Origin of the sequence: Candidatus Spongiihabitans sp., from assembly GCF_965247905.1 — a bacterium.
Taxonomy (GTDB): Bacteria; Pseudomonadota; Gammaproteobacteria; order Arenicellales; family Poriferihabitantaceae; genus Spongiihabitans.
The window spans coordinates 143,127-161,598 of the sequence record NZ_OZ252047.1 but is presented as its reverse complement, the minus strand read 5'-3'; the positions used below and the strand labels follow the sequence as shown (position 1 = coordinate 161,598).

Here is an 18,472-nt window from a genome sequence, read left to right as displayed (position 1 = left end):
TATTTTATGTCTGACCAACTGCAAACAGCCACCGAACTCTTGCTAAGCCCCACCGGTTTAGGCGACCATGAGCTGATTCAAACCCTGAACCGGGTTATGGGGTCGCAGATCGACTATGCCGATTTGTATTTCCAGTATTCACGGCATGAAGCCTGGTACATGGACGAAGGCACGGTTAAATCGGGAAGCTGCGGCATTGATCAAGGGGTCGGGATTCGGGCGGTAAGCGGCGAGAAAACCGGTTTCGCCTACTGCGACGAAATTTTGCTGCCGGCGCTCACCGATGCGGCAGAAGCGGCGAAATCCATTGCGCGCAGTGGTCGCGACCATCAGCAAATCAAGATTCACGGCGATGACCGCAATATCAAAAGACGCTACCAGCCGCATGATCCTCTCGGCTCAATGGCCGACCGCGACAAAGTGAACTTGATTAAGGAAGTCGAACAAGTCGCACGGCGCATGGACTCGCGCGTGGCGCAAGTCATGGTGAGTCTGACCGGTTCTCAGGATGTGATTTTAGTGGCGCGCTACGATGGCCAACTGGCGGCTGACATCCGGCCGCTGGTGAGAATGAATGTCAGCGTCATTGTCGAGGATAAGGGGCGGCGAGAGCAAGGCTCTTCGGGCGGCGGCGGGCGTTATGCCTATCACTATTTCACCGAGCAACATGGTGGAATCTGCCGCGCCCACGAATATGCCGAAGAAGCGGTAAGGCAAGCCTTGGTGAATCTGGAATCCAGGCAAGCGCCGGCTGGAGAAATGATTGTGGTGCTCGGCCCAGGGTGGCCGGGAATTTTATTGCACGAAGCGATTGGTCATGGCTTGGAAGGCGACTTCAACCGCAAGCGCACCTCAGCATTCAGCGGCCGAATCGGCGAGCAAGTAGCGTCAGCGTTATGCACCGTGGTGGATGACGGCACGCTTGCAAACCGCCGTGGCTCGCTGTCCATTGATGACGAGGGGCAGCCCAGTCAAAATACCGTGCTTATTGAACAAGGAATTCTCAAAGGTTATATGCAGGATCAACTAAACGCCCGGCTGATGAACATGCCGCCCACCGGCAATGGGCGGCGAGAATCCTATGCCCATTTACCCATGCCGAGAATGACCAATACCTATATGCATGCCGGCGAGCATGACCCGCAGGAGATTATCGGCTCGGTGGACCAGGGCTTGTATGCGGTCAATTTTGGCGGCGGGCAAGTTGACATTACTTCGGGGAAATTCGTGTTCAGCGCTTCCGAAGCGTATATGATTGAACAGGGCAAGGTGACTTATCCGGTGAAAGGGGCGACCTTGATTGGCAATGGTCCCGAGGTGCTTAACCGCGTCTCGATGTTAGGCAATGATCTGGCATTGGACAGCGGCGTCGGCGTCTGCGGCAAGGAAGGTCAAAGTGTGCCGGTCGGCGTGGGGCAGCCGACCATGCGCATCGATGGACTTACCGTCGGCGGGGCCGCGGTTTAATGGTCGCATCATGACGGTGATGAGCGCATGGCATCCCCAGCCTCAGTCCGAACTGGAGCAAAAGTTATTGGCGGTCGCCGAGATTGCATTGGATGAAGCGAAAAGGCAGGGCGCGGGGATGTCCGAACTATCCATTGATCAGGGACAGGGAATGTCGGTCACTGTGCGACAGGGTGAAGTGGAAACGGTGGAATACAACCGCGACAAAAATTTGGGTGTCACTGTTTATTTTGGACACAAAAGCGGTAGCGCATCGACTACGGATTTTTCCTCTGATGCGATTAAATCCAGCGTCAATTCTGCATGCAACATTGCAAAATTTACCGAACAAGATGAGTTTAATGGTTTGGCGGATATTGAGTTATTGGCTACAGAATTTCCAGATCTCGACCTTAGCCATCCGTGGGCGATAAATATGCACCAGGCTATAGAAATTGCGACTCTATGTGAAGATGCCGCACTGACCAGCGATTCGAGAATATCTAATACCGAAGGGGCGACGCTGTCCAGCCATGATGGTGTTGATCTATATGTCAATTCAAATGGCTTCAAAGGGTTTGCTCGAGGCAGCCGGCATAGCGCCAGTTGTTCGGTGATCGCCGGCGCCGGCGATGCAATGCAGCGGGATTATTGGTACGACAGCAAACGGCGTTCGGGTGACTTGATGCCGGCAGACGAAATCGGTCGGGAAGCGGCGCGCAGAACAATTCGCAGACTGGATGCCAGAAAAATCAAAACCGGTGAGCACCCGGTGATTTTCGAACCGGGCGTGGCAGCGAGTCTGCTGTCGCATTTAATTTCGGCTATTAGCGGTTCAAGTTTGTATCGAAAAGCAAGTTTCTTGCTGGATAAGAGGGGTCAGCAAATTTTCCCGCAAACGGTGCAAATTTATGAACAACCGCTGTTGTCGAAAGCGGCCGGAAGCGCGGTATTCGATAGCGAAGGGGTAGCCACGAGTGAACATAAAATTGTCAGCGACGGCGTTTTGGAAAGTTATGTCTTGAATTGTTACGCGGCACGAAAGTTGGGTTTGAAGACTACCGGCAACGCCGGAGGTGTGCATAACCTGACTATCGAAAGCACCGTCGATGATGGCCTCGAAAAAATGATAAAAGATATGGGCAAAGGATTGGTGATAAGTGAATTGATTGGCTTCGGGGTAAATACCGTTACCGGCGATTATTCCAGGGGTGCGTTTGGGTTTTGGGTTGAAAATGGCGAGATTCAGTACCCGGTTCAGGAGTTCACTATCGCCGGTAATCTAACAGAAATATTCAAGGGATTCGCGGCGGTTGGAAGCGATGTCGATGAGCGCGGGAATGTTAGAACGGGCTCCATATTGATTGAAAAAATGACCGTGGCTGGTAAGTGAAACTTACGCCCATTCCCGCGCCGGTTAAACGGCGGCGGGCAGCAACGACTCCAGTTCCGTGAGCGCTTTTTTGTAAACACCGCGCTTAAATTCCACAATTTCCGCCAATGGCCGCCAATAATCCACCCAGCGCCAGCGGTCAAACTCCGGGTTCTTTGCAATATCCAGTTTAACGCAGGATTCCTCGGCCAGCAGATGGAATAAAAACCACCGTTGCTTTTGGCCACGAAATTGTTTGGTGGTTAGATAATGTTGGTTTTTTGTCGCGTAGGGCACCTCGTAGCGCAACCAGTTTTCGGTGCTGCCCAAAAGTTTTACGTGCGCGCTTGCGAGGCCGACTTCCTCGTGTAATTCCCGAAATGCCGCATCCAGCGCCGATTCCCCGCGCTCAACACCGCCTTGGGGGAATTGCCAGCCATCGTGTTTGGCACGCCGCGCCCATAACACCTGATGCTGATTATTGCAGACAATAATACCGACATTCTTCCGATAACCCTGTTGGTCTATTTGTTGTTTTTGGCTATGGTATTGCACCGCTTTATCCTATTTGCTGGCAACAATAATTTCAACCCCATGTCATTAATGGTAATCCCCGGTTCAGTATCATTTTAGGATTGGAATAGACTGTATCTCTCGTTTATTTGATATCGACAGGATAACCACTTGAAATTTGTGTGTTTGCCAATATTTAATATACAATACGAGGTGATATCGTCGCGCAATTAAGATGTGCGCTATAATGCGCGCACTAAGTGGTGTGGCATAAACCTGATTTGCTAATCCTTATAAGAGGTATTGAAATGGCTAGATTTGAAGCTGCGGTTACAAGACCGGTTTCCCGTGGTATAGAACTCAACCGGGTATTGCGAAATACCTACTTATTGCTCTCGCTGACACTGCTATTTAGCGCCGTAACCGCGGGCGTGTCTATGGCGATGAATTTCCCGCCAATGGGTATGATTATTACCATAGCGGGATATTTCGGGTTGTTGTTTTTAACCAGCAAATTTCGAAATTCCACGCTCGGCATATTATTTGTCTTTGCATTGACCGGGTTTATGGGGCTGACCCTCGGTCCCATACTGAATTTCTACATAAACACGCTATCCAACGGCGGCCAAATTGTGATGACCGCGCTGGGCGGCACCGGCGCGATTTTCGCGTCCCTTTCCGTTTATGTCTTGGTCACAAGAAAAGATTTCAGTTTTATGGGCGGAATGCTCATGGCCGGGATTTTGGTTGCTTTTCTCGCTGGACTGGCGACGCTGTTTTTCCCTATGCCGGCTTTGAGTTTGGCGGTGTCCGCGATGTTTATCCTGCTCATGTCGGGCTTGATTTTGTTTCAGACCAGCCAAATCCTGCATGGCGGCGAGACCAACTATATCTCCGCAACAGTAACCCTTTATGTTGCGATATATAATCTGTTCCTCAGTTTGTTGAGCATTTTCGGGCTATTTGGCGGCGACGACTGATTCATTTTATTCCAAAGCGCATTGTTTTAACGCGCGAATTTAACAAAGGACAAGATAAATTTAGAATAAGCCTTAGGCCCGCGCGAATGAACCTGAGCGAATGGACCTGAGCGAATAAACCCGGCCCGGATTTTGTTTTTTGTGGGGCGGGGTTTTTGCCATTGAACAATGGCTTTATCCGATGCATCTGCTATCCACAGCCCACAAAGGCATGTCCAGCATGCCGTTGAGCGAGGAAATCGCGCCCAAAAGACTGTGCGTGGTTTATGCTTTATCGGCGGCCCATTAAAGCGCAATCATTCATTTTGCAAGCGGTTGTTTGGTTTCCATCCGGGCGGTCGAAAAACATATCCAAAAAGTTCGTGAATATTCTTTGAGCGCCGCGCGTCTTTGATGATTTGCCAATACTCATGCACGTTAATCGTTAGCGGATTTGAGGTGCCAAGCAGATAAGTTAATCCATAAATCACCTTTTCCTCTTCTGCCTGATAGGTTCCGAAAAGCCTATCCCAAACAATCAATATTCCGCCGTAGTTTTTGTCGATGTATTTCCTGTTAGACCCGTGATGGACGCGATGCACGGAGGGCGTGTTGAAAATGCGGTCGGCCCAGCCTAATTTTCCTATTTTTTCGGTATGTATCCAAGTCTGATAGGCGACCACGATGACCAGAGCGATGATCGTCTGCACAACGTCAAACCCAATCAGGATCATCGGCACAAAAAACACCCATTCGATTAAGCCTTCAACCCAGGCCAGGCGCAGCCCGGTGGTCAGATTAAACTCGGATGATGAGTGATGCACACTGTGATAGGCCCATAGAATACGAATTTCGTGCTCCCAGCGATGCATCCAGTAGTAAGTCAGATCAGCCGCAATCAGCGCCAACGCCCAACTCCACCATGTTATTGGAATCGAAAAAGGCGCAAAGGGCGCAGCCAAGAACAAGCCGAAAATAAAGACCAAACCATATAGGGTGCGTTCAAGAAAATGATTGCCGAGCGCGATGGCAAAATTGGCAACCGTCTGACCGAGTTTCTTGCGCTGGCCGGTAAGGATATCCCAAAGCGTTTCCGACACGATAGCCAGCAGGAAAATCAAGCCGATTAACTCGAGTACTGCAAACGTATCCGCGAAAGCCGCGAACTGCGCGTCAATGGCGTTCATTTTTGGCCGCTTTCAATTTTCGCCTTTTTTCCTTCAGGAATAAAGTAGAGAAACCATATGAACCATAGTAAATTGAGCAACTCCCACCATTGGCCGAATCCTTGGAAAAAATCAAGCACAGCCGAAACTTTATAAATCCCGATCAAGCCTAAAAAACCAAGATACCAGTGTTTTTGCATTTTCATCGTCGTGTCCGGTTGTTTGTATTGCTGGCCGGGATGCCTCAGGTGGCTGCCACGGTCACCGACAATGGTAGCATAACGGCAGCGCAAGGGGCGTCCGGCCCAACTCTGGCACGGCGGTTCGCTGCTTCACCCCGGACGTTCACAGAACGTACGTTGAATGATGGCGCATCGATCGAATTTATGTGTACAATGGCGTAGATTCTCAACCACCTAAATACCGAATTGCGCTTTGCCTACCGCGCACAAATATTTTATAATCTTGCCCATGATGCACATGACACATACTAATTTTACGATTGTTATCAGGAGGATTTAACCATGTCCAAGAATAAAGTCCTGATTCCTCTGAATCAATCCGCGCTTAGCCAAAAAATATTACCTCATGTGGAAAAATTTATTTCTGCTAACGAGAATGAGTTAATTTTATTTTTTGTGACCAAGCCACCCAGTGGCATCGGCTTTGGCGAACCCGACCTGGGGGCCGGTTATGTGCCGATGCCCGGTGATGAACCGGTAAGACCGACACTCCACCCCATTTACGCTTCCCAGCAGCAAGACAGCATAAAAGCCCATGTCGAGGCCGAACTGATGCCGGTAACCAACCGGCTCAAGCAAGCGGGTTATGAGGTTTCGCTGGTGGTGGATTTCGGCAAAGACCCGGTGGCCGCGCTTGTGCGCGTCATCGCCGAGAGCAAAATCAATCTCGTGGCTATGTCCACCCGTGCCCGGGTCGGCGTGACTCGCTTCTTTTTCAGGAATATAGCCGATCTGTTAGCCCGAAAAGCAAAAATTCCCGTGTTGCTCATACACCCTCCCGAACAATAACGCTCGCCTGCGTGGGCGTGGATGCCGCGAACAAAGCGCGCATCACGTCGTACTCACGGTCGCAGCACGGCAATGACCGTGCAGCCTGCTTCATCCCGCCTGTTCACACTCGTGGGTGGCGCGTGGGCGGCTGGCAATCAGCGTTTCTTTTTGGCGGCGGCTCAGTTTTTTGATTTCGGCCTCTCGCTTGCCGGCGCTGCTACGCGTATGCCCATATTCCTGATAGACCACTCTGATTGGCGTTCTGCCGTTAAAATATTTGGCGCCATGCTCGCCAACAGCATGTTCCTCAAACCGCCGCTCGACATCGGTGGCGATGCCGGTGTAGTACGAATTATCGCTTGCCTCGATAATGTAAATCGCCCATGTCGTCATGCCGGCCGTCATGTCGCCGTCATTCCTTTATGACCAATTCCCGCGGCACATTCGACAGCGTTTCAGCCCCGCTTTCAGTGACCACAAAACTTTCGGTGATTTCCAGTCCCCAGTCATCCCGCCAAACCGCAGGAATGAAATGAAAAGTCATGCCCGGTTGTAGTGGCGTCTGGTCGCCCGGACGCAGGCTCATGGTGCGTTCGCCCCAGTCCGGCGGATAGGATATGCCAATCGGGTAGCCGCAGCGACTTTGTTTTTTGATGCCGGTGCGTTTTTCGAGTATCGCACAGAAGGTATTGGCAAGGTCCTGGCACTGAGTGCCCGGCTTGGCTTGTTCAAGCGCGGCGTCAATGCCTTCCACCACGGCTTTTTCCACCTCGAGAAACCGTTGCGGCGGGTGGCCGAGGAAAATGGTGCGCGCGGTTGGGCAGTGATAACGTTTGTAACAACCGGCGATCTCGAAGGAGGTGGCTTCGCCCGACTTGAAGGGCTGGTCGTTCCAGGTTAAATGGGCTGCCGACGCATCCGCGCCAGACGCCACCAATGGCACAATGGCGGGATAATCGCCGCCATGCCCATCAATGCCCATGCAGCCAGCATGATAAATCTCGGCCACTAGTTCGTTCTTGGGCAGGCCGGGTTCGATACGCTCGCGAATGCGGCGGTGCATGTCAGTGACAATTTGCCCAGCGATTTTCATGTAGCGGATTTCCCGCGCGCTTTTGATGGCGCGCCGCCAGTTCACCAATCCGGTGGCGTCAACCAGCGTTGCCTCAGTCAGTCCATTAACCAATTCAACATGGGCCTGGGCGGAATACCAATAATTGTCCATTTCCACGCCAATACGCCCTGCGGCAAAACCGCGGCCGTTTAGTACGCCAACCAGTTCCTGCATGGGGTGGAGGGGTAAATTCTGCACCAGTTTTTCGTCGTAACCATGCACATCGTCATCGGGCATCCAAACGGTTCGATAGGCGCCATTGGCATCCTGGGCGCGCACAAAACAGAGTGGATTTCCGTCCATAGATACAATCACGCACTGATGAACGTAGAATGACCAGCCATCGTAGCCGGTTAGCCAGGACATATTCGATGGGTCGCTGACGATCAGGGCGTCCAGGGATTTTTCAGCCATGCTGTTGCGCACGCGCGCCAGCCGCAGGTCATATTCGGCTCTTTCGAATGGCAGGTTTTTGGCGGTCATTTTCAGGCTCAGGTTTCAGGTTCAGGTCTCAGGCGCGGTTGATGGATAACGCCTCATCCAATAGCGCAAGATATTCGGAAAGGGTCGTTGCGCTATACATGGGCTGGTCTTTTTTGGTTCATGTTTAGTTTATGTTTAGTTCAGGCCTTTGGCAGGGTGACCCCGGTTTGTCCCTGATACTTGCCGTCTCGGTCCCGGTACGAGATTTCGCAGGGTTCGTCGGATTGGAAAAAAATCACTTGGGCGATGCCCTCGTTGGCATAAATTTTGGCCGGCAACGGCGTGGTGTTGGAAAACTCCAGCGTGACATACCCTTCCCATTCAGGTTCCAATGGCGTGACGTTGACGATGATTCCACAGCGCGCATAAGTGCTTTTCCCCAAGCATATCGTTAACACATTGCGTGGAATACGAAAATACTCGACCGTTCGCGCCAAGGCAAATGAATTCGGCGGGATGATGCAAACATCGCCGACAAAATCCACAAAACTGCTTTCGTCGAATTGTTTTGGATCAACGATGGCCGAATTGATATTGGTGAAAATCTTGAACTCGGTGGAACACCGAATATCGTATCCGTAGCTCGATGTCCCATAGGAAATCACCCGGCCGTTTTCGGACTCGCGAATCTGGCTCGGTTCAAACGGCTCTATCATGCCTTCGGTTTCAGCCATTTGCCGAATCCACCGATCAGGTTTAATGGCCATTGCTTTTAATGGGCATGACTAATTTTGCTGAATTACGATATTCGGAAATTTTGAACTGAAGTCCTTTTTGCGCATCGCCAGTTTTGCCGTAGTATTGCGGGCAATCAATTTGTAGTTGTCGGAAATCGCGCCATCCGGATCAGCCACCAGCGTCGGGCGACCGCCATCAACATCTTCGCGGATGGATCGATCCAGGGGAACCTGGCCGAGGAAATCCGTGCCATACTGCTTGGCCATGCTCATCCCGCCGCCGGCGCCAAAAATATGTTCCTCGTGGCCGCAGTTGGAACAAATGTGCGTGCTCATGTTTTCCACCACGCCTAGTACCGGAATATCCACTTTCTCAAACATCTTGTAAGCCTTGCGCGCATCGATCAGGGCAATATCCTGGGGCGTAGTGACGATTACCGAACCGGACACCGGCACTTTTTGCGCCAGAGTCAATTGGGTATCACCGGTTCCAGGCGGCATATCCACAATCAAATAATCCAGATCATCCCATCGGGTATCATTCAATAGTTGCTCCAGTGCCTGGGTAACCATCGGGCCGCGCCAAATCATCGGCGACTCCTCATCCACCAAAAAGCCGATGGACATGGCCTGGATATGATAACTGTTCATCGGTTGCAGGCTCTTGCCGTCCTTGGATTGAGGTTGGCCGCTTATGCCCAGCATGCGCGGTTGGCTTGGCCCATAAATATCCGCATCCAGAATGCCGACTCTGGCCCCTTCCGCCGAGAGCGCCAATGCCAAGTTCACCGACAGCGTTGATTTACCGACGCCGCCTTTTCCCGAGGCCACGGCGATAATATTTTTGACCTCCTTCATGGGTTTTACCCCTTCCTGCACTTCGTGGGAGACGGTATTGGACGACACCGTGACCGTCGCCCGTTCGACCGCCGCTTCAATCATAGCCGCTTCAATCATCTTGATCAACTCGGGCTCCCAGCTCTTTGCCGGATAACCCAACACGATATCGATGCGCACTTTATCGCCGTCAACAGTAATTTCATTCACCTCCTTACTCGACACCAGATCCTGGCCAGTATGGGGATCGATAACGCTGCTTAAAATTTCTTCAACCGCCTCTCGGTTCAAATTTTTCATTTTAATACCTGGGTCAACTTACCTATCTTGAGAATTTTTTCAACTTAAGTTTCCAAACCAATCTTATGCTGCAATCGTAAACCGCCTGCCTTATCCGCATTATAGGCGCTAAGTAAAATACCCAGGCAAAATACCCAGGATGGCGTTTATATTTAACCGTTCAAGGACAGGTTCAAATATAATATTGTATCTTAATAATACAGGCAACAATACTGGCAACGACCCTAATTTTTTTCTGTCTCCATATTTTCCGTCTTCATTTTTATGTCCATGACGCATCCCATTAGAAAAACTCCGGCCACCAGAAAAATCCTGGTCACCAGTGCCTTGCCCTATGCCAACGGTCAAATCCATCTGGGCCACTTATTGGAATATATTCAAACCGACATCTGGGCCCGATTCCAACGGTTACGCGGACACGAATGTTATCTGGTGTGCGCTGATGATGCTCATGGCACGCCGATAATGCTCAAAGCGGAGCAAGAAGGCATCACCCCCCAGGAACTAATCGATCGAGTCAGCATAGAACATAAACGTGATTTTGATGAATTCCTGATTTCTTTTGATAACTATTACAGCACCCATTCCCCGGAGAATAAATATTTTTCCGAGTTGTTTTATCAGCGCCTCAATGACAAAGGACATATTGCCCGACGAACTATAAAACAGCTTTTCGATCCGCAAAAACAAATGTTTCTGCCCGATCGCTTTGTCATCGGCGCCTGCCCCAAATGCAAATCCGCGGATCAATACGGCGACAATTGCGAAGTTTGCGGCAGCACTTATGCGCCGACCGACTTGATTGAGCCAAAATCCGTGCTCTCGGGGGCGACCCCGGTGCAGCGCGAATCGGAGCAACTGTTCTTCAAACTCGGTGATTTCAAGGATTTTCTGTTGAACTGGCTCGAAGGCCATACGCAACGGGAAATCGCCAACAAGCAAAAGGAGTTGTTCGACGAAGAAGTGTTCGAATGGGATATCTCGCGCAATGCGCCTTATTGGGGCTTTGAAATTCCAGGCGAGACGGACAAATACTTTTACGTGTGGATGGATGCCCCCATCGGCTATCTGGCCAGCTTCAAAAACCTGTGCGACCGCGAAAATCTGGATTTTGATGAATACTTCAACGTGGGCAGCGAATGCGAACTCTACCACTTCATTGGCAAGGATATCGCCCGATTCCATACCCTGTTCTGGCCGGCGCAGATGTATGGTGCGGATTTTCGCACCCCAGATGGGGTATGGGCACATGGTTTTTTGACCGTAAATGGCCAGAAAATGTCCAAGTCGAGAGGCACTTTCATCATTGCCAGGACTTATTTGAACCACCTCAATCCAGAATATCTACGCTATTACTTTGCCGCCAAACTGGATAATTCCATTGATGACCTTGACCTCAATCTGGACGATTTTCAAACCCGGGTGAATTCCGATCTGGTCGGCAAACTAGTTAATATCGCCAGCCGTTGCGCCGGTTTTATTTCGAAAAACTTCGACGGCAAGTTGAGCGATTCCTTGCCCGATCAAAAGCTGTTCGATCAATTTGTGGTTGCAGGAGATAGTATTGCAGAAGCTTTCGAGTCGAGACGATATCACAAAGCAATGCGAGAGATTATGGCTTTAGCCGATAAGGCGAACCAGTATATCGACCGCCAAAAGCCCTGGGTTCTGGTCAGGGAGGATGAAACAAGGGCGCAAGTGCAGCCTGTCTGTACCCAGGGGCTCAATTTATTTCGATTGTTGATCATCTATTTGAAACCGGTTTTGCCGCGCACCGCGGAAAACGCGGAGCAATTTTTGCAGATCGCGCCATTGACCTGGGCCGACAGCCGGATGCCGTTGCTGAATCACGAAATCAATCGTTTCAAGCCCTTGCTGACCAGAATCGAAAACCAGTCAATCCAAAACATGATCGGTGAAACCAAGGCCGATCAGGAAAAAGATCAAGCCGCAGATAACGTCAAGCGGCCACTGGCTGAGTCGCCTGTTGCCGAGCAAATCAATATGGATGATTTTTCCAAACTGGATTTACGCATCGCGAAAATCCTGAAAGCGCAAACGGTTGATGGCGCGGATAAATTGTTGCAACTCACCCTCGATCTTGGCTATGAGACCCGCAATGTGTTCGCCGGCATTAAGTCCGCTTACCGGCCTGAACAATTAGACGGCAGGCTGACCGTGATGGTCGCCAACCTGGCGCCGCGAAAGATGAAGTTTGGCGTGTCCGAAGGGATGGTTCTGTGCGCCGGGCCAGGCGGAGAGGATTTGTATCTGCTTAGCCCGGATGACGGCGCCGTGCCTGGAATGCGGGTAACCTGACAATACCGGTCGCCGCCAATAACGGCAATGCGGCACTGAGCGGGAAATCGGGCCCGGGCTGTTATCGGACATGGCTGTTGCGCTGGGAAAATTCAGCTGGCCAAGCGACGCCGATTAATGCGCCGTTTGCGCGCCTCTTTCACCGCCTGCGTTCGCGCCCAGCCCTCAGGCAGCACCGAGTCACCCTTGACCAAATCATCGAATTCGGCGCGTATCTGTGCATCCACCGGTTCATCCAGCGCGGCGACATTGGTGGTCGACAGAATATCCAGCGCCTTGTCCATGGCCCGTTGATGGCTCGTGGAAGCCCCTTCTTCGGCCCAGGTTTCACGCAACTTTCGATCTGCTATTTCCGGCATAAAAGTAGCGGTGGTCATCCGCTCCAGAGTTTCAGGATTGGCGGCAAACACCCCGGCCGGTCCGGTCTTCTTGATTTCGTCCAGCGCCATGTTTTCTGTGGAAAAATCGAATCCCTGCCGCACCCGCTTGATCATCAGCGCAATTTCGTTGTCAATAACAACCTGCCCAAAATCAAACGACATCAAGGCATCCAATAACCCACCCATCACGATGAATCCGACCCCGGATACCGCGCCCAACAGCGGTGACATGCCTTTTTCAAACCCGGTTTGGGCATCGCTGATCTTCGAGTTGGTCAGCCCCAGATAACCGCCCGAGGGGACATTATAATACCGCCCCATTTGACACACTGCGGCATTCATCATGCCGATCTCGATAGCCCCCGGCGCATAGGCGCCATCGCGCATGTCCGCGAACACCGGCAGGAAATTGTAGATCAGCGACGTCCCGGGCCTGGACATTTGCGCCAAGGTCGCCGCCGCCAACCACTCCGCGTTCATTATGGTCAACATCCCGGCCAGGGTCAACGGCGTGCTGAGCCCGCCCATCGGCGCAATGGTGCCATAGGCGGTGATGCCATTCTCGGCGTAAAACATCAGCATTTCGGTGCTGTCGTAGTCCATGGTCAAGGGCGAAACGATGGAGCAGTAGCCGAAGTTGATGAACGGGCGTTGCCAAAAGGCTTCTTTCGAGCCGGCGATCAACTCGCCCAGTTTCAGCACCTGCCGTGCTTCACGCGCATCGATGACCGAGGTGCGCACCGGTTTTATGCAATTCTTCAGCGCCGGATAAAACCGCGACAGGCTGAATTGATCTTTCGGGGCATCATCCGCCAATACCGATATGGAAAACACATCGAATCCAGACAAGTGATTAACCAGATGCCCGATATTCGCAATATCGTGCGACGTGGCTCGACGAGCAATCCCGCTTACCGGGTCGACAATATCCGGCGCCGAACTCGCGGTGGCAATGACTGGCAACTCTCTCGGAAAGGTAATATCGTAATCAGGATTACGCGCACGAAAGGTAATGGTCGGCGGCACCATCGAACGGAAATGCTCAACCACAGCAGACGGGATTTTCACGATCTCGGAATCGGGGTCTGGCTTGGCGCCAAACTCGGCAAATCGACGCCGGGCTTTTTCGTTGCGCACCAGCAGCCCGGTTTCCTCCAGTATCTCCAAGGACGCTTGGTGAACGGCTTGCGCCTGGGAGTCATCAATGAAACTAAAAAATTGCATCAGTCTGCCTTAATCTGGAGTCGGCCCAGTTTACCGTCATTATCCGGTCACCGCAAACATTGTTACTTCAGACTCGATCCGCCTGCGTGCCACATTCGGTCAGTGGATAGCCCATAAAGTTCCAGTTCACTGTACCTTAACGCCAGGTATTGCCGATCAGTTTTCATTAGCCCTTGCACTACCAGCATATAAGAGTGATCAATCATGTATTGGATTTCGTTTTCCGGTATCGACCCATCCAGCAAAAGCGTATTCCAGTGTTTTTTGTTCATATGCCATCCTGGAATGACCGCATCATAAATTTCCCTGAATAATTGTGCCTGATTGGGGTCGCATTTTAGATTCATGTTCCAAATACCTTGCACTCGGGACAACGTGGCAAACATTTTCCCGCGCACTTTATAGACCGCCACATCCAGTTTGAACGGAAAATCCTCATAGGCTTCCGGTTTTTTTAAGGTTCAAGATACTTTAAGCGGTCGATTTCGGATAGATTTCAGCAGATATTGACACCCATTTTCGTGGCGCATATTGAAGCGAGACTCACACTCTTTCAAAGGAGTCCGGCTACGCCGGACGGCATATTTTAACTGGATTCCCGCCTGCGGCGAGAATGACGGGCTGGGGGGACAATGGTGAATCGAAAGGCGATGTGTCCTTTTGAGAGGACAATGGTAAATAATTGTCACGCAAAGCGTGACACAACCGGCGGCTACGCCACTCTGGATTCCCGCCTGCCTGCGAGAATGACAAATAAGGGTCGTCATTGCCCGGCAAATAAGGGACGTCATTGCCCGGCTTGTTCCGGGCAATCCAGTTATTAAACCGTTCGGCGTAGCCGAACTCCTTTGCTTTGATGCCGCGCCGTTCGATGCGAGAATGACGGCCGAGAGGGCGGTGCTAAAACACCGCTGGAAAGGAACAAAACGGGCAATGAATCAGACAACACATACGCTCGCATTGCCCGGCGATGCGTTGTCTGATTTGAGTATACAATCGGCTGGTCGCCGGGCCAGAGATGCCAGTGATTTGAGCGACTTTGCAAGCCTCGAATCAAGGCAAAACAGCCGTGGAATCGCCCTGAATTTATTCTCCGAAATTCGGCAGCGAATGACATGCTTGTTTTTCATTTATAGAACAGTTAGTTATGACCATTTCACTATACCTTAAAGTATCTTGAACCTTTTTTAATGCCAGTTGCCGGTAACGCTGTTTATTGCCGTCCACACCCGATTCCCGCATAGACTAAAAAAGCACGCGGTTCGATTACCGCATGACAAAAGGGTTGGCCATGGGTGCGCTGGAGGTGCTAATCCAGACGGTTTTAGTTCGGGTGTAATCCAACACCGCTTCAATGCCGGCTTCGCGCCCAAAACCGCTGTGGCCGAAGCCGCCAAACGGGGCGATCGGCGACACCGCGCGATAGGTGTTGATCCAGATAATGCCGGCGCGGATTTTCGCGCTGACCCGATGGGCGCGCGCCAGGTTTTCCGTGAAGATCCCGGCACCAAGCCCGAAGCGTGTATTATTCGCCATGGTGATGCCCTGGTCTTCGTCGCGGAATTTCAGCGCGCTCAACACCGGGCCGAACATTTCGTTGCGCACGGTCTCGATGTCCTGGTTTGGACAGCTGAGAATGGTCGGCTCAAAGTAATAACCTTTATCAAATTGCTCGGGCTGTTTGCCACCATGAAGCAACTCCGCGCCCTGAATCTGAGATTTCCCGACTGCGGCAATAATGCGATCCACTTGCGCTTTTGTCGCCAAGGGTCCCATCTCGGTATCCTCCTGGCGCGGGTCGCCGATGCGAATTCGCTGAGCGCGCCGCACCAGCGCATCCACTATCCGGTCGTAAATTCCGTGCTGAATAAAAACCCGAGACCCAGCCACGCAACTTTGACCCGCGGCGCCAAAATTGCCGGCGATGATGCCGTTGACCGCGCCCTCAATGTCGGCATCGTCAAACACCACAATCGGCGATTTGCCGCCGAGTTCCAGCGAGACCACGGCGTAGTTATTGCTGGTGTTGTGGATGACTTTGGACGCGGTTTCGGGCCCGCCGGTAAAGGCCACCCGCGCCACATCCTGATGCCCGGTCAAGGCACGACCGCAGGGCTCGCCATAACCGGTGATTACATTGATCACGCCCGGCGGGAAGCCCGCCTGGTCGACAATTTTCGCAAATTCAAACATCGGCGCCGGCGCATCTTCAGACGCTTTCAGCACCACCGTATTGCCAGCGGCCAGCGCCGGCCCCAACTTGGTCGCAGTCAAAAACATTTGGGCATTCCACGGCACCACCGCCGCCACCACGCCGATCGGCGCGCGCGCCGTGAACACATGCATATCCGGCTTGTCAATCGGCAGGGTCGCGCCCTCGATCTTGTCCGCCAGGCCGGCGAAATAATAATAGTAGTCCGACACATAGCCGGTCTGCCCGCGGGTTTCTTTCAGCAGTTTTCCGCTATCGATGGTCTCGATATCGCCGAGGTGATGCGCTTGCTCGATAATCAGGTCGCCCAACCGCCGCAGCAACTTGCCCCTGGCCGTGGCCGTCATGGTCGCCCATGGGCCTTCGTGCAGTGCGGTTTTGGCGGCCGCGACCGCGCGGTTAACGTCTGCTTCACTGGCCGCCGGCACTTCGGCCCAGACTTCCTCGTTTGCTGGATTGATGGTGGTCAGCGTGGCGCCGTCAGCGGCATCGCCCCATTGGCCGTCAATATAATGTTGGTATCGCGTTATTTTTTTGCTCATGTCGGCTTGCTCATGCTGGTTTGCGCGTCTTGGTTTTGACCATTAGCGGTTAGAAAGCATAGCACTTGATTAGCCATCATTTCAGCAAATTCCGCCGGACCCATGTGCCGCTGGCGCGGGTTAATGATTAATTCGGCATTGGGCAGATCCCGAGCCAAGGCCTCAGACATCGCCGCTGTGGAGCCCGCATCATCAGCACCGGTAATCACCAACGCCGGGCAATTGACCTGCTCAAGGGGATAGTTTTGCATTTCCGTTTCGGCGTTGCAGAAAAGATAGTATGCTTTCAGGTAACCGTCATCAGTATGCCTGGAAAATATTTCTCGCAATTGATCCATTTTCTCCGGATTAGCAGCGCGATATGACTCGGAAAACCAACGGGCAATAGCCAGTTCCACGGTCGCCATCGGGCCTTGCTCGCGGGCGATTTGGTAGCGTTCTCGCACGCGCTGACACTGCTCTTCGGTGCGTTGATAGACGCTGTGCAGCAATACTAAATGCGTCAGCCGACTGCTATGCAGCGCAGCAAAGGCTTGGGCAATAAGCGCACCCAACGAAAACCCGGCCAGTGCCAATCGATCGACCTTTAAATGCGCCAGCAATTCATGCAGTTGGTCAGCAAAATCAATTGCGGTTCTGTGGCCGGTTGGGTTGCGGGACTGCCCATGACCTAACAGGTCAAAGGTCAAGACACAAAAGCCCGGTTGCAAAATCGGTATCCAGGGCAACCACATATCCTGATTCAACCCTACGCCATGAATAAGCGCCAATACCGGCTTTGTTGACGGATTACCCACTAACCGATAACCGCTGCCCTGATGCACTTTTTTATTCATGCCGTATTTCATTCATTTCCTGGCCGCTCAGGAAAATTCCGGCAGCACTTCATCAATGAATAACTGTAGCGATTTCTTTTTTGTCTCGTGACTCATTCCCGTATCAATCCAAAAAGCGTATTCATCGTAGCCCAGAGATTCATAATGTTTTAGTCTTTCGATAACCCGATCCGGACTGCCGACGATATTATTGGCGCGCATATTATCGGGTGAAAACATTTCGATCTGGGCGCGCTCTTCGGCGGACAATGGATCAATTCTGCCATTGTGTACCGGTCGGCTATTCTTGAACCAGGCTCCAAAGGTGCAGTAATATTCGCTTAGTTTTTTCGCGGCACGGCTTAGGTCGGCCTCATTCGCGCCCACATAGGTATGACGAAGCACCATAATTTTTGGGCGCGGCACATTGGGATTGTTTGTTACGGCGGTGTTAAATTTGTCCATCAAATCTGCCACTTCACCATCATTTTGCCATAGCGGCGTCACCTGGACATTGCATTGACTGGTCACTGCAAAATCGTGACTGTCGGGATTTCGGGCGGCAATCCATAACGGCGGATGAGGATCCTGCATTGGCGCAGGAACTGAAGTTACCGCAGGAAACTTCCAGTGCTTGCCGTCGTGGGCATAATCACCTTTCCAGATTTCCTTGATTGCCGGGACAATTTCCCTCAACATTTCTCCCGCTGTCCAGGCATCCAGGCCCGGCGACAGACGCTCGTATTCAAATTCATAAGCGCCTCTTGAAATACTGACTTCAAGCCGTCCGTCGGTGATGATATCCACCATCGCTATTTCTCCAGCCAATTTGATGGGATGCCAAAATGGCGCGACTATGGTAGCAGTCCCTAGCCTGAGGTTTGATGTTCGGTTGGCCAGGTCGCATAGTTGTGCAAACGGGTTCGGCGCAATGGTGAAATCCATCCCATGGTGCTCACCCACCCATATCCCGCTAAAACCGCCTCGATCGGCCATTTCACACAATTCCAAAAACTGTGCATATAGTGCTGCATAGGAATGATTCGGGTCATCACGCTCCATATGCGCAAACAGGGATATTTTCATGCCGATGTCTCGTC

20 protein-coding genes are annotated in these 18,472 nt (G+C 51.9%); 6 read left to right on the top strand and 14 right to left on the bottom strand.

Features of this window, described 5'->3' with window-relative positions; all coding sequences use genetic code 11:
- The first annotated feature begins 6 nt into the window (after positions 1–6).
- Both tldD and pmbA read left to right on the top strand, forming a co-directional pair.
- The gene (tldD, locus tag ACP158_RS00935; protein WP_424947135.1) at positions 7–1,467 is read left to right on the top strand and encodes a metalloprotease TldD; all 1,461 of its coding nucleotides are present in this window, start codon (positions 7–9) and stop codon (positions 1,465–1,467) included.
- A 19-nt stretch (positions 1,468–1,486) separates the two neighbouring features.
- Positions 1,487–2,839 carry a metalloprotease PmbA gene (gene pmbA / locus ACP158_RS00930; RefSeq protein ID WP_424947134.1) on the top strand — a complete coding sequence of 451 codons (1,353 nt, stop codon included), beginning with the start codon at positions 1,487–1,489 and terminating at the stop codon, positions 2,837–2,839.
- Positions 2,840–2,863: 24 nt separating this feature from the next.
- On the opposite strand, the gene ACP158_RS00925 is transcribed toward pmbA, so the two are convergent.
- Positions 2,864–3,373, bottom strand: coding sequence for an RNA pyrophosphohydrolase (locus tag ACP158_RS00925; protein WP_424947133.1), 510 nt, complete (start codon positions 3,371–3,373; stop codon positions 2,864–2,866).
- A gap of 266 nt (positions 3,374–3,639) precedes the next feature.
- Here ACP158_RS00925 and ACP158_RS00920 point away from each other — a divergent pair, with 266 nt between their 5' ends.
- The gene (locus ACP158_RS00920) at positions 3,640–4,311 is read left to right on the top strand and encodes a Bax inhibitor-1/YccA family protein (RefSeq protein WP_424947132.1); all 672 of its coding nucleotides are present in this window, start codon (positions 3,640–3,642) and stop codon (positions 4,309–4,311) included.
- Positions 4,312–4,607: 296 nt separating this feature from the next.
- Here the strand turns inward: ACP158_RS00920 and ACP158_RS00915 are convergent, their stop codons facing one another.
- Positions 4,608–5,477, bottom strand: a complete 870-nt coding sequence (locus ACP158_RS00915; RefSeq protein ID WP_424947131.1) for a sterol desaturase family protein — start codon at positions 5,475–5,477, stop codon at positions 4,608–4,610.
- Positions 5,474–5,662 (bottom strand): hypothetical protein, encoded by a 189-nt coding sequence (locus tag ACP158_RS00910; protein WP_424948376.1) that lies wholly within the window; start codon positions 5,660–5,662, stop codon positions 5,474–5,476. Before ACP158_RS00910 ends, ACP158_RS00915 begins: the two co-directional genes overlap by 4 nt.
- 318 nt (positions 5,663–5,980) lie before the next feature.
- Here ACP158_RS00910 and ACP158_RS00905 point away from each other — a divergent pair, with 318 nt between their 5' ends.
- The gene (locus ACP158_RS00905; RefSeq protein ID WP_424947130.1) at positions 5,981–6,487 is read left to right on the top strand and encodes a universal stress protein; all 507 of its coding nucleotides are present in this window, start codon (positions 5,981–5,983) and stop codon (positions 6,485–6,487) included.
- Positions 6,488–6,577: 90 nt separating this feature from the next.
- Here the strand turns inward: ACP158_RS00905 and ACP158_RS00900 are convergent, their stop codons facing one another.
- The 5 genes from ACP158_RS00900 to ACP158_RS00880 form a co-directional block, all read right to left on the bottom strand.
- Positions 6,578–6,862, bottom strand: coding sequence for a GIY-YIG nuclease family protein (locus ACP158_RS00900; protein WP_424947129.1), 285 nt, complete (start codon positions 6,860–6,862; stop codon positions 6,578–6,580).
- Between the two features lie 19 nt (positions 6,863–6,881).
- Complete coding sequence (locus tag ACP158_RS00895) at positions 6,882–8,066, bottom strand: M24 family metallopeptidase (RefSeq protein ID WP_424947128.1); 1,185 nt, start codon at positions 8,064–8,066, stop codon at positions 6,882–6,884.
- A gap of 140 nt (positions 8,067–8,206) precedes the next feature.
- Complete coding sequence (gene dcd / locus ACP158_RS00890; protein ID WP_424947127.1) at positions 8,207–8,773, bottom strand: dCTP deaminase; 567 nt, start codon at positions 8,771–8,773, stop codon at positions 8,207–8,209.
- Between the two features lie 18 nt (positions 8,774–8,791).
- Positions 8,792–9,880, bottom strand: a complete 1,089-nt coding sequence (apbC, locus tag ACP158_RS00885) for an iron-sulfur cluster carrier protein ApbC (protein WP_424947126.1) — start codon at positions 9,878–9,880, stop codon at positions 8,792–8,794.
- 108 nt (positions 9,881–9,988) lie between these two features.
- Positions 9,989–10,234 carry a hypothetical protein gene (locus ACP158_RS00880; RefSeq protein WP_424948495.1) on the bottom strand — a complete coding sequence of 82 codons (246 nt, stop codon included), beginning with the start codon at positions 10,232–10,234 and terminating at the stop codon, positions 9,989–9,991.
- Here ACP158_RS00880 and metG point away from each other — a divergent pair.
- The gene (gene metG / locus ACP158_RS00875) at positions 10,151–12,199 is read left to right on the top strand and encodes a methionine--tRNA ligase (RefSeq protein WP_424947125.1); all 2,049 of its coding nucleotides are present in this window, start codon (positions 10,151–10,153) and stop codon (positions 12,197–12,199) included. The two genes, ACP158_RS00880 and metG, sit on opposite strands and share 84 nt — an antisense overlap.
- Positions 12,200–12,291: 92 nt before the next feature.
- Here the strand turns inward: metG and ACP158_RS00870 are convergent, their stop codons facing one another.
- Positions 12,292–13,803: a trimethylamine methyltransferase family protein gene (locus tag ACP158_RS00870; RefSeq protein ID WP_424947124.1), complete on the bottom strand. Its 1,512-nt coding sequence runs from the start codon at positions 13,801–13,803 to the stop codon at positions 12,292–12,294.
- Positions 13,804–13,865: 62 nt separating this feature from the next.
- Positions 13,866–14,216 (bottom strand): MmcQ/YjbR family DNA-binding protein, encoded by a 351-nt coding sequence (locus ACP158_RS00865; RefSeq protein ID WP_424947123.1) that lies wholly within the window; start codon positions 14,214–14,216, stop codon positions 13,866–13,868.
- 258 nt (positions 14,217–14,474) lie between these two features.
- On the opposite strand from ACP158_RS00865, the gene ACP158_RS00860 reads away from it, so the two are divergent.
- Entirely contained in the window at positions 14,475–14,627 is a 153-nt protein-coding gene (locus ACP158_RS00860; protein ID WP_424947122.1) for a hypothetical protein, read from the top strand.
- A gap of 114 nt (positions 14,628–14,741) precedes the next feature.
- On the opposite strand, the gene ACP158_RS00855 is transcribed toward ACP158_RS00860, so the two are convergent.
- The 4 genes from ACP158_RS00855 to ACP158_RS00840 form a co-directional block, all read right to left on the bottom strand.
- Positions 14,742–14,933 carry a hypothetical protein gene (locus tag ACP158_RS00855; protein WP_424947121.1) on the bottom strand — a complete coding sequence of 64 codons (192 nt, stop codon included), beginning with the start codon at positions 14,931–14,933 and terminating at the stop codon, positions 14,742–14,744.
- A gap of 136 nt (positions 14,934–15,069) precedes the next feature.
- Positions 15,070–16,557 (bottom strand): aldehyde dehydrogenase, encoded by a 1,488-nt coding sequence (locus tag ACP158_RS00850; RefSeq protein WP_424947120.1) that lies wholly within the window; start codon positions 16,555–16,557, stop codon positions 15,070–15,072.
- Positions 16,554–17,393: an alpha/beta fold hydrolase gene (locus ACP158_RS00845; protein ID WP_424947119.1), complete on the bottom strand. Its 840-nt coding sequence runs from the start codon at positions 17,391–17,393 to the stop codon at positions 16,554–16,556. The genes ACP158_RS00850 and ACP158_RS00845 overlap by 4 nt, the downstream gene beginning before the upstream one ends.
- A gap of 27 nt (positions 17,394–17,420) precedes the next feature.
- Entirely contained in the window at positions 17,421–18,458 is a 1,038-nt protein-coding gene (locus tag ACP158_RS00840; protein WP_424947118.1) for an LLM class flavin-dependent oxidoreductase, read from the bottom strand.
- Positions 18,459–18,472 lie beyond the last annotated feature (14 nt).

Coding starts and splice junctions, on each gene's coding strand:
- ACP158_RS00910 (WP_424948376.1), bottom strand. CDS start 5,662: ATGAAAATGCAAAAACACTGGTATCTTGGTTTTTTAGGCTTGATCGGG.
- ACP158_RS00845 (WP_424947119.1), bottom strand. CDS start 17,393: ATGAATAAAAAAGTGCATCAGGGCAGCGGTTATCGGTTAGTGGGTAAT.
- tldD (WP_424947135.1), top strand. CDS start 7: ATGTCTGACCAACTGCAAACAGCCACCGAACTCTTGCTAAGCCCCACC.
- ACP158_RS00850 (WP_424947120.1), bottom strand. CDS start 16,557: ATGAGCAAAAAAATAACGCGATACCAACATTATATTGACGGCCAATGG.
- ACP158_RS00920 (WP_424947132.1), top strand. CDS start 3,640: ATGGCTAGATTTGAAGCTGCGGTTACAAGACCGGTTTCCCGTGGTATA.
- ACP158_RS00900 (WP_424947129.1), bottom strand. CDS start 6,862: ATGACGACATGGGCGATTTACATTATCGAGGCAAGCGATAATTCGTAC.
- ACP158_RS00840 (WP_424947118.1), bottom strand. CDS start 18,458: ATGAAAATATCCCTGTTTGCGCATATGGAGCGTGATGACCCGAATCAT.
- pmbA (WP_424947134.1), top strand. CDS start 1,487: ATGAGCGCATGGCATCCCCAGCCTCAGTCCGAACTGGAGCAAAAGTTA.
- ACP158_RS00860 (WP_424947122.1), top strand. CDS start 14,475: ATGGTAAATAATTGTCACGCAAAGCGTGACACAACCGGCGGCTACGCC.
- apbC (WP_424947126.1), bottom strand. CDS start 9,880: ATGAAAAATTTGAACCGAGAGGCGGTTGAAGAAATTTTAAGCAGCGTT.
- ACP158_RS00915 (WP_424947131.1), bottom strand. CDS start 5,477: ATGAACGCCATTGACGCGCAGTTCGCGGCTTTCGCGGATACGTTTGCA.
- ACP158_RS00880 (WP_424948495.1), bottom strand. CDS start 10,234: ATGGATTTGACCGTTGGCATAGGGCAAGGCACTGGTGACCAGGATTTT.
- ACP158_RS00895 (WP_424947128.1), bottom strand. CDS start 8,066: ATGACCGCCAAAAACCTGCCATTCGAAAGAGCCGAATATGACCTGCGG.
- metG (WP_424947125.1), top strand. CDS start 10,151: ATGACGCATCCCATTAGAAAAACTCCGGCCACCAGAAAAATCCTGGTC.
- ACP158_RS00905 (WP_424947130.1), top strand. CDS start 5,981: ATGTCCAAGAATAAAGTCCTGATTCCTCTGAATCAATCCGCGCTTAGC.
- ACP158_RS00855 (WP_424947121.1), bottom strand. CDS start 14,933: ATGAAAAACAAGCATGTCATTCGCTGCCGAATTTCGGAGAATAAATTC.
- dcd (WP_424947127.1), bottom strand. CDS start 8,773: ATGGCCATTAAACCTGATCGGTGGATTCGGCAAATGGCTGAAACCGAA.
- ACP158_RS00870 (WP_424947124.1), bottom strand. CDS start 13,803: ATGCAATTTTTTAGTTTCATTGATGACTCCCAGGCGCAAGCCGTTCAC.